At 72.1% G+C, this 13,549-nt stretch carries 9 protein-coding genes; 2 read left to right on the top strand and 7 right to left on the bottom strand.

Features of this window, described 5'->3' with window-relative positions; translation table 11 throughout:
• Positions 1–4: 4 nt before the first annotated feature.
• Positions 5–448 (bottom strand): GNAT family N-acetyltransferase, encoded by a 444-nt coding sequence (locus FED44_RS06505; protein ID WP_117409609.1) that lies wholly within the window; start codon positions 446–448, stop codon positions 5–7.
• Positions 449–660: 212 nt separating this feature from the next.
• Here FED44_RS06505 and FED44_RS35680 point away from each other — a divergent pair, with 212 nt between their 5' ends.
• Positions 661–1,515 (top strand): hypothetical protein, encoded by an 855-nt coding sequence (locus tag FED44_RS35680; RefSeq protein WP_167521404.1) that lies wholly within the window; start codon positions 661–663, stop codon positions 1,513–1,515.
• Positions 1,516–1,578: 63 nt separating this feature from the next.
• Here the strand turns inward: FED44_RS35680 and FED44_RS06495 are convergent, their stop codons facing one another.
• The 5 genes from FED44_RS06495 to FED44_RS06475 all read right to left on the bottom strand — a co-directional run bounded on the left by FED44_RS06495 (position 1,579) and on the right by FED44_RS06475 (position 10,498).
• Positions 1,579–4,530: a zinc metalloprotease gene (locus FED44_RS06495; RefSeq protein ID WP_133306137.1), complete on the bottom strand. Its 2,952-nt coding sequence runs from the start codon at positions 4,528–4,530 to the stop codon at positions 1,579–1,581.
• A 214-nt stretch (positions 4,531–4,744) separates the two neighbouring features.
• A complete protein-coding gene (locus tag FED44_RS06490) occupies positions 4,745–5,893 on the bottom strand; it encodes an acyl-CoA dehydrogenase family protein (RefSeq protein ID WP_138460065.1) in 1,149 nt (382 codons plus the stop codon).
• 1 nt (position 5,894) lies between these two features.
• Positions 5,895–6,959, bottom strand: coding sequence for a hydroxymethylglutaryl-CoA lyase (locus FED44_RS06485; protein ID WP_117409614.1), 1,065 nt, complete (start codon positions 6,957–6,959; stop codon positions 5,895–5,897).
• On the bottom strand, positions 6,950–8,920 hold the full coding sequence (locus FED44_RS06480) for an acetyl/propionyl/methylcrotonyl-CoA carboxylase subunit alpha (RefSeq protein ID WP_138460064.1): 1,971 nt from the start codon (positions 8,918–8,920) through the stop codon (positions 6,950–6,952). The genes FED44_RS06485 and FED44_RS06480 overlap by 10 nt, the downstream gene beginning before the upstream one ends.
• Positions 8,921–8,923: 3 nt before the next feature.
• Entirely contained in the window at positions 8,924–10,498 is a 1,575-nt protein-coding gene (locus FED44_RS06475) for a carboxyl transferase domain-containing protein (protein ID WP_138460063.1), read from the bottom strand.
• Between the two features lie 46 nt (positions 10,499–10,544).
• Between FED44_RS06475 and FED44_RS06470 the strand changes: the two genes are divergently transcribed.
• A complete protein-coding gene (locus FED44_RS06470) occupies positions 10,545–11,120 on the top strand; it encodes an SACE_7040 family transcriptional regulator (protein WP_117410194.1) in 576 nt (191 codons plus the stop codon).
• A gap of 58 nt (positions 11,121–11,178) precedes the next feature.
• Here the strand turns inward: FED44_RS06470 and FED44_RS06465 are convergent, their stop codons facing one another.
• A complete protein-coding gene (locus FED44_RS06465; protein WP_138460062.1) occupies positions 11,179–13,398 on the bottom strand; it encodes a thiamine pyrophosphate-dependent enzyme in 2,220 nt (739 codons plus the stop codon).
• Between the last annotated feature and the right edge of the window lie 151 nt (positions 13,399–13,549).

The following is a 13,549-nucleotide window of genomic DNA, read 5'->3' as shown; positions in this document are numbered from 1 at the left end:
AAGGTCAGGCCTTCGGTCTGAGCATCTTCCGGTAGTAGGTCGCCGAGATCTCGTAGCCGAGGGCGCCGTAGAACTCGGCGGCCCGCCGGGTCGCCAGCGCGACGTACCCGGCCTGCCGCGAGCGGGCCCACGTCTCGAACTCCTCCAGCAGCCTGCGGCCGATGCCGTGGCGGCGGTAGCCACTCTCGATCATCGCCTCCTCCACCCAGGCGACCCTGCCGTTGGCGAAGAGCGTGATGTGGGTGAAGCCCAGCAGGTAACCGCGTACGGTCCCGTCCACGGTGGCGACCATGAGAAAGGCGTCCTCGTTCTCCAGCAGCTGCGGCAGCGCCGCGTCGAACGGCGCGCGCTCGGGCCGGAACGTCACCGCGAACTCGCGGGCGAGTGCGAAAATCTCGTCCGCGTCGGTCTGCTCGGCCCGCCGGAGCTGGAGATCACCAGACGTCATGAAAGGGACTCTAAGAGTACCCAGACACATACGTCCAATCAAAGCCCTTCCTGAGATCGATGGAAGGCCGGACACCGGCCGACCGGCCGGGCCGCGGCGTCGCCCCCGGCGCAAGGGAGAAGGCGTAACGACGCCGCCTTCGCTCGTGATACTCCATGTGCGACCGTACGGACACGCAACGAAGCGGATCACTGACCGAGGTGGGGGCTGTCATGGACGACACGGAGGCAGAGACCCCGTCCTCCACCGACGCCGGCCACACAAGCACCGGGCGCGGCGCCTGGCGGGCGAACGTCCTTGCCGGGCTCGGCTCGGTCGCCGACATCACAGCGATCGCACAGCTCATCGTCAGCGGCTCTCGGCAGTGGATACTCGTCGCGGGCCTGCTGTCGATCCTGGCCGGTCTGCTCGGATTCATCCAGCTCTTCAGGCGGCCGATCGGGGTGCGGGCCATGGTGATGGTCCTGCTGATCGGCACCGGCGCGGCGGTGACCGGCGCGACGACCGAGCAGTATCTCAACGAGCGCGCCGCCGGCTCCGCGTCGTCCGCGGACGCGGCCTCCTCCTCCTCTTCCTCGTCGTCGGCGCCCCCTTCTTCCGCGGGCGATGCCGCGTCAGTCGGCGCCCCGCCGTCTTCCGGGACCACGCCGGCTCCCGGGGCCACGCCGACGCCGTCGGTCGCGACGCCTCTCCCCACAACCGGTCAGGTGCTCCACGAGGCGAAGGCGTCCCTGAAAGACCAGGACTACCTGGACGCGGAGACCGGCATGATCGGCGAAGTGCGGCCGCGCGCCAGCGATGTCTGGTACGTGAGCCCCTACCGTGAGCTGTGGACGGCCGGCGGCGGCGCTCTGCCCATCACCCGCGTCGACGGCCGCCCGGACGCCGGCAAGTGCGCGGACGCACTGACGACTCGCGACTACGACCTGGTGGAGGTCGGCGAGATGAAGGCCGGTGACTGGGCGTGCGCGCGTACGGCGGAGGGCAACCTGCTCGCGGTCCAGATCAGCGCGGTGCCGACGGGCGACGCGCCGCTGGAGATCTCCTACGTCGTCTGGCAGAAGTGACCCGGCACCATCGGCGTTCGGCGCCGGCGTGGTGACGGGCGCGGCGGGTCCTCCCCCCGGGGGTCAGGGCGCGCGGACGTACGCGACGCCGAACCTGCTGTCGCCACGGATGCCGTTGGCGGTGTGGCACCAGACGTAGACGGACAGCCGGGGCGGTGCGGAGTACGAGTCGATGGTGCCGAGGTGGCAGTAGCCGCCCTCTGATCCGATCGCGGTGACCTGCACGTTGTCGCCGGTCTTGCCCAGGGTGTTCCAGGTCAGCCGGTAGTAGCCGACGCCGAGCCGGGAGACCGTCGGCACCTCGCCGTTGCCGCTGAACGAGTGGGCGGTGTCCACCACTGGATCGGCGGGATCACCGGAGACGCTGACGTAGGCGGCCGGCGTGCCCGCGTCCCGATGCAGGCCCGCACCGTCCACGTACGACAACAGCCACGGAGAGTCCGCGGGCTGTGCGGTGGCCGAGCCGCCGATCGCGTAGCAGCCCACGACGATCTCCACCCGGCCCGCGCCGGGTGTGGTGTCCAACGGGTTGCAGCGGGTCGCCCGCCCGTGGCCGTAGGGCGTCACCTGCACGTACCCGGTGCCCGCGGCGAACGGCGCGCCCTCCAAGATCACCCGGTATCTACCGGTGCTCTCACGGAGCACGCGGTTGACGCCGCCTCCCGCGTTCACCGTGCCGCCGTTGTGGACGGGGTCGACCGTGGCCGTGCCGCCGGCGCCGTCGTCGTACTGGACGGTGGCGTAGGGACGCGTCCCGGCGCCGGGCGCGGCGAAGAAGATCGTGAACCACCAGTCCACCGCGGCGCCGGCCTCGTTGAAGCAGCGCACCCTGATCAGTTCGTCGGGGCCGTCGGGCGCGTAGCCGGCGACCGCGCAGGTGCGGCCGCGGTACACGGTCCGGTACGCGGTCACGTGTGCGATTCCGGCCTGCGAGGCGATCCCGGGAAGGCGTACCTCGTACTCACCGGTGCCCGTGTGCACGACGGTGGCGCGCCGCCCGGCGGTGGCCGGGTCCAACCGGCCGGTGCTCCACTGCCAATAGGGATTGAGCGCGGTCTCCACACCGATCGGCGCCTCGGTGGTGGTGGCCCGGTCCATGTACGCGTAACCCCAGCGCGGTGTCGCCCCCGGCACCGGGCCGCTCGCCGCGACCAGCGCGTCGACGACGCGCGCCCGCTGGCGCTTGATCTCCTCCGTACCCGGCTCGGAGGCCGGCGGGGGCAGGGCCTGCCCGGCGTCGGGCGAGACTCCGATCCGGAACCCGATGCGCGCCCAGTCGTCGGCGCCGTCCAAGGCGTCGTCGTAGCCGTACTCGACCGGGTAGTCGTACCCGATCGCGGTCTTCGCCGTGTCCTCCGGCGAGGCCGGGGTCTCGCATCGTCCGTTGAGTCCCGCGTAGATCAGTCCGTACCGGGACAGGTCATCGGTGCCGGGGGAGGGCGTGGTCTGCAGGTCGTCGTTGGCCGGAGGGGTGCGATCCGGGTCGGTGCCCACGACGCACTGCTGGAACGCGCCGTTGACGTCGACCGCGACCGGCTCGGCGTCGACCACGAAGTCGGCGTCCCAGTCCAGCCCGGCCGAGCCGTCGCCCACCCGCAGGTCGCCCTCGTTGTCCCACCACGCCGCCATGGAGTCGGTGCCGGTTCCGATGCCGGTGTGCTCGTCGAGGTGCCGGCGGTCGAGCGGTGGCAGCACGGCCCGGGAGTAGTCGAGCCTGCTCACCTGGTCGAGCGCCTGGTTGAGGCGGGTGCCGAAGTCGGTGGCCGGGCCGATCGCCTCGATGCGCCCGCGCCACTCGCTGACGTCCGGCACTCCGATGAACTGGTAGTTGTAGTTCATCACCGACAGGTAGTTCGGCTTGTAGTTGACGTTGTCCGCACCGCCGTGGGAGAGGCCGAGGGCATGGCCCAATTCGTGGGCCAGCGTCCCGCTCTGCACCCGTACCGGCGCGCCGCCCGACCAGGTGCCGAGTGTGACCATGAAGTCCGGCCCGTGGCAGCACCACCCGCTGCTGGAGCTGTCGTCGTGCTGGTAGCCCCAGAGGTTGTAATGGAACAGGTTGGCCCGGCCGGGCGTGAAATCGGCCTCCCGGAAACGCAGGAAGGGTATCTGACCGCCCCGTTCGATGTTGAGCGGCTGCCTGCGCTGCTCCGGGGTGACCGCGATCGCGTCGTCGACGTCCACGAGCAACTGGACGCCGGGCCTGGGCGTTTCGGCGTACGGGCAGGTGGGCTGCGCCGGCCGCGCCGCGGCGTCGAACATGGCGACGGTCTCCTGGATCGCCGCGCCGTCCGGGCGGTCGTCACCGGCGTCCGTGCCGTCGTCGAGCCAATCGAGCTCGATCGCGATCGTGCCGCGGCACGGGTCGGCGCCGTGGTCCGGCAGCCAGGTGTCCACCGTGCCGTCGGCATGGGTGATGCCCTTCAGCTCGACGCGGTCGGTGAGGCCGTCGCCGTCGCTGTCCAAGTCCATCGTGCTGAAGGTCTGATCGGCGTTCTTGCGGAACCGATGCAGGAACCGGCCGGGCGGCGCGGCACGGTCGATCAGCACCGTGCCCGTGTCCCGGTCCACGACCCGCAGAGCGGCAAGGTCCCAGTTGTCGGCGCTGAAGTCGGGGGCGTCCGAGATGTGATGGAACACGAACCCGTCCTGCAGGGCACTCACCGGCAGGCACGGTGACAGCACCGCGTTCCAGGTGAAGGTCGCGTGGGGGCTGTCACCGGTGCCGCCCACGTGGAATTGCCGCAGCGGCTCGGGGTCGGGCGTGCCGTCGCCGTCGGCGTCCTCGAAGAGGAAGAACGGTCCCGTGGGCCGGTCGCCGAGGCGGATCGACTCCGAGGAGTCGTCGCGCAGGCCGTCGAGCCCCGTGGTGATGGTGAAGGCGACTCTGCACAACTCGCCGGGCAGGGCGTGCGCGCTCGGCATGGGTCCCGTCACCGCTGCCGCCAAGACCAGAACCGCCACCACCGCGCCCGGCAGCGCCTTCGACGAGGCTCGTCGCCACCATGACGTCATGAGCCCCGCCCCTCGACCCGATCCCGATATTCAATCGCATCAAAGCGCGACAGTTAGCAAATGACAATAACTCGATATAGCAATAGGTATTTTGGATAACCTTTTTCGGAGAAAAGGCCGCGCTGAACGTGCCGAGCACACACCCGGGCAGAAGAAGACCGGCGCCCGGCGGCGCGATCCGGAACGCCCCCGGCAGGTTACAGCCCCGGCTCGGTCAGGCGGGCAGGCCGAGTTCGCGGGCGATGAGCATGCGCTGGACCTCGCTGGTGCCCTCGCCGATCTCCAGGATCTTCGCGTCGCGGTAGAAGCGGCCGACGGGGAACTCGTTCATGAAGCCGTAGCCGCCGAAGACCTGGGTGGCGTCGCGGGCGTTGTCCATCGCGGCGTTGGACGCGACGAGCTTGGCGATCGCCGCCTCCTTCTTGAACGGCAGGCCGGCCACCATGCGCTCGGCCGCGTGGTAGTAGGCCAGGCGGGCGGTGTGCGCCCGCGCCTCCATGTCGGCGATCTTGAACTGGATGGCCTGGTAGCCCCCGATCTCCTGGCCGAAGGCCCGGCGCTCCCGCGCGTACCGCAGCGACTCGTCCACGCAGCCCTGGGCGAGGCCGACCGACACCGCGGCGATCGCCACCCGGCCCTCGTCGAGCGTCTGGAGGAACTGCGCGTAGCCCCGGCCTCGCTCGCCGAGCAGGTTCTCCTCCGGCACCCGGCAGTCGGTGAAGGAGAGCTCGCGGGTGTCGGAGGCCGACCAGCCGACCTTGGAATACTTCTTCGACACCGTCATGCCGGGCGTGCCCGACGGCACGAGGATCGTGGAGATCTCCGGCCTTCCGTCCTCCCGGCGGTCGGTGATCGCAGCCACCGCGACGACGGCGGTGATGTCCGTGCCGGAGTTGGTGATGAACGCCTTGGAGCCGTTGATCACCCACTCGCCGCTTTCGAGGACGGCGGTGGTGCGCATGCCGCCCGGCACGTCGGAGCCGCCGCCGGGCTCGGTCAGCCCGAACGCCCCCAGGATCTCCCCCGCGGCCATCCCCGGCAGCCAGCGCCGCTTCTGCTCGTCGGTGCCGTACCGGAGGATCGGCATCGCGCCCAGCGAGACCGCCGCCTCCAGGGTGATCGCCACCGAGGAGTCGACCCGGGCCAGCTCCTCCAGGGCCAGGCACAGCGTGAAGTAGTCGCCGCCCATGCCGCCGTACTCCTCCGGGACGGGCAGGCCGAACAGGCCCATCGCGCCCATCCTGCGAACGACGTCGTACGGGAACTCGCACCGCTCGTAGTAGTCCCCGATGACGGGGGCGACCACCTCGCGGGCGAACTCCTCCACCGACTTGCGCAGCTCGATGTGCTCGTCGTTGAGCATCTCAGATCTCCTCCGGTCGCTCCCCTTGGATCTTTCGCCTACTGCGGTCGACCACGCGGCGCCTCGCTTCAATGTCGTCGCCCATAGCTCCGCTATGGGCTCCTCCTCCGCCTTGCGATGCATCCGCCTGGTCGATCCTCGCTACGGCGAGATCCGCGGGAAGCTCCCTGGCGAGAGCCTGGACGACGCGGGAGGGGCTCGGCCGGCCCAGGATTCCGGCGAGCCACAGGCTGGTGGCGGCCAGCGACCTGACGTCCACCCCGGTCTCGACGCCGAGGCCGTCGAGCATCCACACCAGGTCCTCGGTCGCGAGGTTGCCGGTGGCGCTCCTGGCGTACGGGCAGCCGCCGATGCCTCCGGCGGAGGAGTCGACGACGGTGATCCCCCGTCGCAGTGCGGTCAGCGTGTTGGCGAGGGCCTGGCCGTAGGTGTCGTGGAAGTGGACGGCGAGCCGCTCCGGCCCGACACCGGCCTCGGCGAAGGCGTCGAGCAGGTCCTCGACGTGGCGGGGCGTTCCGACGCCGATGGTGTCGCCCAGCGACAGCTCGTGGCAGCCGAGGTCGAGCAGCCTGCGCCCGACCCCGGCGACCTGCGCGGGCGCGACCGGCCCCTCCCAGGGGTCGGCGAAGCACATCGAGACGTACGCCCTGACCCGCACGCCGTGGGCCAGGGCCCGCTCGACGACGGGCGCGAACATCTCGAACTGCGACTCGACCGTGCGGTTGAGGTTGCGCCGCGCGAACGACTCGGTGGCGCTGCCGAAGATCGCGATGTCGGTGACGCCCCCGTGGTCGGAAGCACAGTCGAGCGCCCGGTCGAGGCCTTTCTCGTTGGGGACGAGCACCGGGTAGCGGACCCCGGGCACCCGGGGCAGGCTCTCCAGCAGTTCCCCCGCGTCGGCGAGCTGGGGCACCCACTTCGGGTGGACGAAGCTCGTCGTCTCGATCGTGGTGAGCCCGGCCTCGGCCAGCCGGGCGACGAACTCGCGCTTGACCTCCACCGGCACGACGGCCGACTCGTTCTGCAGGCCGTCGCGCGGACCGACCTCGTAGATCGTCACTCGCACGGCGTCACCACCGCCAGCACCGCGTCCAGGTCCACCGTCTGTCCCGGCCGCACCCGCAGTTCGGCGAGCACGCCGTCGTCCGGCGCCGTCAGGGTGTGTTCCATCTTCATCGCCTCCACCACGACCAGAGGCTGCCCGGCGGTGACCCGGTCGCCCCGGGCCGCCTTCACCAGCAGCACCGTTCCCGGCATCGGGCTGCGGACCACGCCGTCCCCGGCGAGCGCGCCGCCCGCCCGGTCTCCCGGGTCGCCGGGCTCGTGCCGGGTCACCGGCCAGGCCCGGCCGCCCTCGGCGAGCCAGAGCGTGCCGCGGTCGCGGGCGACCGCGTACCGGCGGGTGACCCCGCCGAGCGACACCACGGCCGCGCCGTCGCCGAGCCGCGTCAGCCGCGCCCGGCCAAGTGAACGTCCATTAACTTCTATCCGGGCGTCGCCGGCCGGTCCCGCGATCCGCACCGGCACGCCGAGGTGGTGGACCGTCCAGGCGGGCTGCCCGATCCGCCAGCCGTCGTTCACGTCCCAGGGGTCGCCGTCGCCGGAGGGGCCGGCGAAGCCGGCGTGGAAGACGAGCGCCGCGGCGGCGAGCACCTCGTCCGGCACGCCACCACCGGCCGCGCCCTTCACCGGGCCGCCCAGCAGGTCGCCGAGCCGGCGCTCGACCAGGCCGGTGTCGAGCCGCCCGGCCGCGACCTCCGGGTCGGCCAGCAGCGCCCGCAGGAAACCGACGTTGGTGGTGACCCCGAGTATCACCGTGGAGCCGAGCGCCCGGTCCAGGGCCGCGAGCGCGCCCGCCCGGTCAGGGGCCCAGGCGACCGCCTTGGCCAGCATGGGGTCGTAGTCGCTGCCCACCGCCATGCCCTCGGAGAGCCCCGAGTCGAACCTGACGTCCTGTCCGGCGGGCTCCCGCAGCGCCAGGATGCGGCCCCCGGTCGGCAGGAAGTCGCGGGCGGGGTCCTCGGCGTACACCCGGGCCTCGACCGCGTGGCCGCGCAGGCGCACCTCGTCCTGCCCGAACGGCAGCGCCTCGCCGGAGGCGATCCGCAGTTGAAGCTCGACGAGGTCGAGACCGGTGACCATCTCGGTCACCGGATGCTCCACCTGGAGCCGGGTGTTCATCTCCATGAAGGAGAAGCCCCCCGGGTCGGCGGCCGGGACGATGAACTCGACCGTCCCCGCGCCGACGTAGCCGACCGACCGCGCGGCCTCCACCGCCGCCGCGCCCATGCGCGCCCGCGTCGCGTCGTCCAGGAGCGGGGACGGCGCCTCCTCCACGATCTTCTGGTGCCTGCGCTGCAGGCTGCACTCGCGCTCGCCGAGGTGGACCACGTTGCCGTGCGCGTCGGCCATGACCTGGATCTCGATGTGCCGGGGGCCGTCGACGTACCGCTCCAGCAGCAACGTGCCGTCCCCGAAGGCGGCCACGGCGGTGCGGCGGGCCGACTCGATCGCCGCGGGCAGTTCCTCCGCCGAGGCGACCCGCAGCATGCCCTTGCCGCCGCCGCCCGCCGACGGCTTGATCAGCACGGGGAAGCCGATGCGCCCGGCCGCCTCGGCCAGGTCGTCGTGGGGCTCCGCGCCGCCGGGGACGACCGGCACGCCCGCGCGGGCGACCGTCTCCTTGGCCCGGATCTTGTCCCCCATGGCCTCGATGGCCTCGGGCGGCGGGCCGACGAAGACGAGGCCCTCTTCCGCGCAGCGGCGGGCGAACCCGGCGTTCTCGGCGAGGAAGCCGTATCCGGGATGGATCGCCTCGGCGCCGCTCGTCCGGGCGGCCTCGACGATCCCGTCGGCGTCGAGATAGCCGCGTGGGAGCCGTACGGCGAGGTCGGCCTCGCGCACGTGCCGGGCGTCACGGTCGGCGTCGCTGTGGACGGCGACCGCGCGCACCCCCAGCGCGCGCAGCGTCCGGATGATCCGGACGGCGATCTCTCCCCGGTTGGCGATCAGCACACTGGTGAACATCACTCACATCCGGAAGACGCCGTAGCCGACGGGTTCGAGGGGGGCGTTCGCGGCGGCGCCGAGCGCCAGGCCGAGAACGGTCCTGGTGTCCACCGGGTCGATCACCCCGTCGTCCCACAGGCGGGCGGTCGAGTAGTAGGGGCTCCCCTGGTGCTCGTAACGGGCCCGGATCTCCTCGGGGTCGGCGTCGCCGACCATGGACAGGACGGTGGCGGCCTGCTCGCCGCCCATCACCGAGATGCGGGCGTTCGGCCACATCCACAGGAAACGGGGCGAGTAGGCGCGGCCGGCCATCGCGTAGTTGCCCGCGCCGAACGAGCCGCCGATGATCACGGTGAACTTCGGCACCCGGGCGCAGGCGACCGCCGTGACCATCTTCGCGCCGTGCTTGGCGATGCCCCCCGCCTCGTACGCCTTGCCGACCATGAAGCCGCTGATGTTCTGCAGGAACACCAGCGGGACCGACCGCCGGTCGCACAGCTCGATGAAGTGCGCGCCCTTGAGCGCCGACTCGCCGAACAGGATGCCGTTGTTGGCCACGATCCCGACGGGATGACCGTGAACGCGGGCGAACCCGGTGACCAGGGTCGGGCCGTACTCGGCCTTGAACTCCAGGAACCGGCTGCCGTCCACGATCCGGGCGATAACCTCGCGCACGTCGTACGGCCGGCGGGTGTCCTGGGGGACGATCCCGTACAGGTCGTGCGGGTCGTGCAGCGGCGGCTCGGCCGGCGCGACGTCCCAGGGGCGGGGGCCTCTCGGCGCGAGCGTCGCCACGATGTCCCTGACGATCTTCAGGGCGTGCGCGTCGTCCTCGGCGAGGTGGTCGGTGACGCCGCTGACGCGGGCGTGGACCTCGCCGCCGCCCAGTTCCTCGGCCGTGACGGTCTCGCCGGTCGCGGCCTTCACCAGCGGCGGCCCGCCCAGGAAGATCGTCCCCTGGTCGCGGACGATGACCGCCTCGTCGCTCATCGCCGGGACGTAGGCGCCGCCCGCGGTGCAGGAGCCGAGCACGGCCGCGATCTGCGGGATGCCCCGCGCCGACATCGTGGCCTGGTTGTAGAAGATGCGCCCGAAGTGCTCCCGGTCGGGGAAGACCTCGTCCTGCTTCGGCAGGAACGCCCCGCCCGAGTCGACCAGATACACGCACGGCAGGTTGTTGTGGAGGGCGACCTCCTGGGCACGCAGGTGCTTCTTGACCGTCATGGGGTAGTAGGTGCCGCCCTTGACGGTGGCGTCGTTGGCCACGATCACGACCTCGCGGCCGCCGACCCGGCCCACGCCGGTGATGATCCCGGCTGCCGGGGCCTGGTCGTCGTACATGCCGGTCGCCGCGAGCGGCGACAGTTCGAGGAAGCGCCCGCCGGGGTCGAGGAGGGTGTCGACACGGTCGCGGGGCAGCAGCTTGCCGCGCTCGGCGTGCCGGGCGCGGGCCCGCTCCGGGCCGCCCCGCGCCGCCGCCGCGAGCCGGTCGCGGAGCTCCGCCACCAGGCGCTCGTTCGCCTCGGCGTCGCGCTTGTACGCCTCGCCGCCCGGGTCGCACCGGCTCTCCAGCACCGGCCAGTCGCTTGTACTCATGCTCGAATGTTAGTCATCGTTAACTGACTCCGTCTACCATGGTGCCGTGAAGTCCCCTACCCGCAATCGGCGGGCCGAGATCCTCGACGCGGCCGCCGCCCTGTTCGCGGCACGCGGTTTCCACGGCGTGTCCATCGAGGACATCGGCGCCGCGGTGGGCGTGTCGGGGCCCGCGCTCTACCGGCACTTCAGCGGCAAGGAGGCCCTGCTCACCGAGATGCTGCTCGGGATCAGCGAGCGGCTGCGCGAGCAGGGGGCGCGGCTCGCCACCACCGCCGACCCGGACACGGCGGAGGCGGCCCTGGACGCGCTGCTGGCCGGGCACATCGAGTTCGCGCTGCGCCATCCGGCGCTGATCCGGGTGCAGGAGCGCGAGCTCGACAACGTGCCCGAGCAGGCCAGGCGGGCCATCCGGCGGCTCCAGCGGCTGTACGCCGAGGAGTGGGTGGCCGTGCTGGCCGAACTGCACCCCGACTGCCCGCAGGCGCGGCTGCGCGCCGCCGCGCACGCGGTCTTCGGCCTGCTCAACTCCACCCCGCACAGCGCGGGAGAGCTGTCCCCCGAGGCCATGGCCGGCCTGCTGCACACCATGGCCCGCGCCGCCCTGTGCCGGATCGGCTGACCGGCGGCTCTCCCCGCGATCAGGTCTCGGAGCGGCTCCCCCTGTTCAGGCCCTGCGGTCAGCTCCGGGTCGGGAGGGCGCGGGCGGCCTGCTCGATCTCGGCCTCGGACAGCAGCACGGCGCCGGCCGCCGGGCCCAGCGGCACGAAGCTGTCCCGGGAGGTCACCCGGGTGATCGGGCCGGTGAACCCGTTGTCGAGCAGCGCCGCCATCACGCCCTCGGAGACGCCGCCGCTGCGCCGGGTCTCGTCGGCGATCAGCACCCGGCCCGTGAGGTCGGCCGCGCGCATGAGGTCGTCGACCGGCAGGGGCGACAGCCACCGCAGGTCGAGCACCCGGCAGCCCATGCCCTCCGCCGTGAGCCGCGCCGCCGCCCGCAGGCTCATCCGCAGGCCGTTGCCGTACGTGACGATGGTGAGGTCGCGGCCGTCGCCGTAGGAACGGGCCCGGCCGACCGGGACGTGCGTCTCCGCCCAGCGGGCCGGCGGCGCGTACGGCGCGAGCCAGCCGTCGTCGCCCTCCTCGAACAGGTCCCGGGCGTGGTAGAGCGCGATGGGCTCCAGGAACACGCACACACTGCCGTCCACGCGGGCGGCGGCCAGGCAGGTGCGGAGCATCGCCGCCGCGTCGTCGGGCCGCGCCGGAGACGCGATGATCAAACCGGGGATATCGCGCAACGCGGCAATTGAGTTGTCATTATGGAAATGTCCCCCGAAGCCCTTTTGGTAGGCATATGAGGCAACTCGTACGACCAGGGGATTGCGGTACGCGCCCCGGGAGAAGAACTGCATGGTCGACGCCTCGCCGCGAATCTGATCAAGGGCGTTGTGCAGATAGGCGAGATATTGGATCTCGGGCACCGGCAGCATCCCCGCCAGCCCGCTGCCGAGCGCGAGCCCGAGGACGGCCTGCTCGTCGAGCAGCGTGTCGAAGACCCGCTCGCCGCCGAACCTGCGTGCCAGCCCCCGGGTCACGCCGTACACCCCGCCCTTGCGGGCCACGTCCTCCCCGAACACCAGGACCCCGGGGTCGGCCGCCATGGCGTCGGCGAGGGCGCGGTTGACGGCCTGCGCGAGGGTGAGCCCGCCCTCCGACTCCGGGGGCGCGGCGAAGGCCCGGTCGCGCTCCCGCGCGGGCGCCGCCCGCAGGGCCCCGGCCGCCACCGCCCGCGGGTCGCGCGGCGCGAGCGGCGCCATCACCTCCTCCGCGGACGACAGCCGGGGCCGCCGCGCGCACTCCATCGCCAGCTTCAGCACGTGGTCGCGCTCGGTCTCGTAACGCGCCAGCAGTTCGTCGGGCTGGGCGAGGCCCGCCTCCACCAGCAGCCGCGCCGTACGGACGAGGGGGTCGCGCTCCAGGTCGGCGGCGATCTCCTTGCGGGTGCGGTAGGCGATCTCCACGTCCGAGCCCGCGTGGCCCATCAGCCGCACCGTGCGCAGGTGCAGGAACGCCGGGGCGCGGTTGTCACGTACGTGGCGCACGGCGCGCGTCGCGGCGTCGTAGGTCTCGGCGAGGTCACAGCCGTCGGCGTGGAAGTACTCCAGCGCCGGGTGCCTGGCCCGCTCGACCCAGTCGCGCGGGGTCCGCACGCTGATGCCGAGGCCGTTGTCCTCGCACACGAACAGCACCGGCACCTGCAATCCGCGATGGCTGCCGTACGCCGCGGTGTTGAGACCCGTGAGGGCGGAGGCGTGGTTCAGCGACGCGTCGCCGAATCCGCAGACGACGACCGCGTCGCGGGGCCAGGGCGACGGCAGGCCCAGCGTGCGCGCCCGCTCGATCGCGAAGCCGACGCCGACGGCCCGCGGCAGGTGGCTCGCGATCGTGGAGGTCTGCGGGATGACGGCGAGGCGGGGGTGGCCGAACACCTTGTGCCGGCCGCCCGCGATCGGCTCCTCGGCCGACGCCGCGATCCCCAGCAGCACGTCGCGCAGCCCCTCCTCGGCCAGCCGCCCGGCCTGGGCGGAGCGGGCCAGGTAGAACGCGCCCGACCGGTAGTGGAGCAGCGCGGGGTCGGTCGCCCGGAGCGCGGCGGCCACGGCGGCGTTCCCCTCGTGGCCGGACGACCCGATCGTGTAGAAGCCCTCGTCGCGCCCGCGCATCAGGCGGGCGGCGACGTCGAGAAGCCGGCTGCCGAGTTGCACCGCGAACAGTTCCCGGCACCGGACCCCGGTGAGGCCCGAGCCGGGCCGGACCGGCAGATCCGGGTCCCCGGCGGGCCCCGGGGTCAGCGCCCCCACGGCTTCGGCGAAATGGGTCTCCACTGCTTCCCGTACCACACGGCCGATTATGTCGCAGGATGCTCGCTCCGTCCCGCACAGTGGGAACTCCCGGTATCCCTCCACCTTTTGATCAACTTAATTGACACAATTTGATGACGAATGTCATTTCTCTCAACCTATGCCGGTTATCGCCCGTCTACTTGAGAGG

It is taken from the genome of Microbispora triticiradicis, assembly GCF_005864065.1.
GTDB classification, from domain to species: domain Bacteria; phylum Actinomycetota; class Actinomycetes; order Streptosporangiales; family Streptosporangiaceae; genus Microbispora; species Microbispora triticiradicis.
Note: the sequence above shows the minus strand (reverse complement) of the source record. Positions and strands in the feature narration are given on the sequence as shown.

Coding starts and splice junctions, on each gene's coding strand:
- FED44_RS06475 (WP_138460063.1), bottom strand. CDS start 10,498: ATGAGTACAAGCGACTGGCCGGTGCTGGAGAGCCGGTGCGACCCGGGC.
- FED44_RS06505 (WP_117409609.1), bottom strand. CDS start 448: ATGACGTCTGGTGATCTCCAGCTCCGGCGGGCCGAGCAGACCGACGCG.
- FED44_RS06480 (WP_138460064.1), bottom strand. CDS start 8,920: ATGTTCACCAGTGTGCTGATCGCCAACCGGGGAGAGATCGCCGTCCGG.
- FED44_RS06495 (WP_133306137.1), bottom strand. CDS start 4,530: ATGACGTCATGGTGGCGACGAGCCTCGTCGAAGGCGCTGCCGGGCGCG.
- FED44_RS35680 (WP_167521404.1), top strand. CDS start 661: ATGGACGACACGGAGGCAGAGACCCCGTCCTCCACCGACGCCGGCCAC.
- FED44_RS06490 (WP_138460065.1), bottom strand. CDS start 5,893: ATGCTCAACGACGAGCACATCGAGCTGCGCAAGTCGGTGGAGGAGTTC.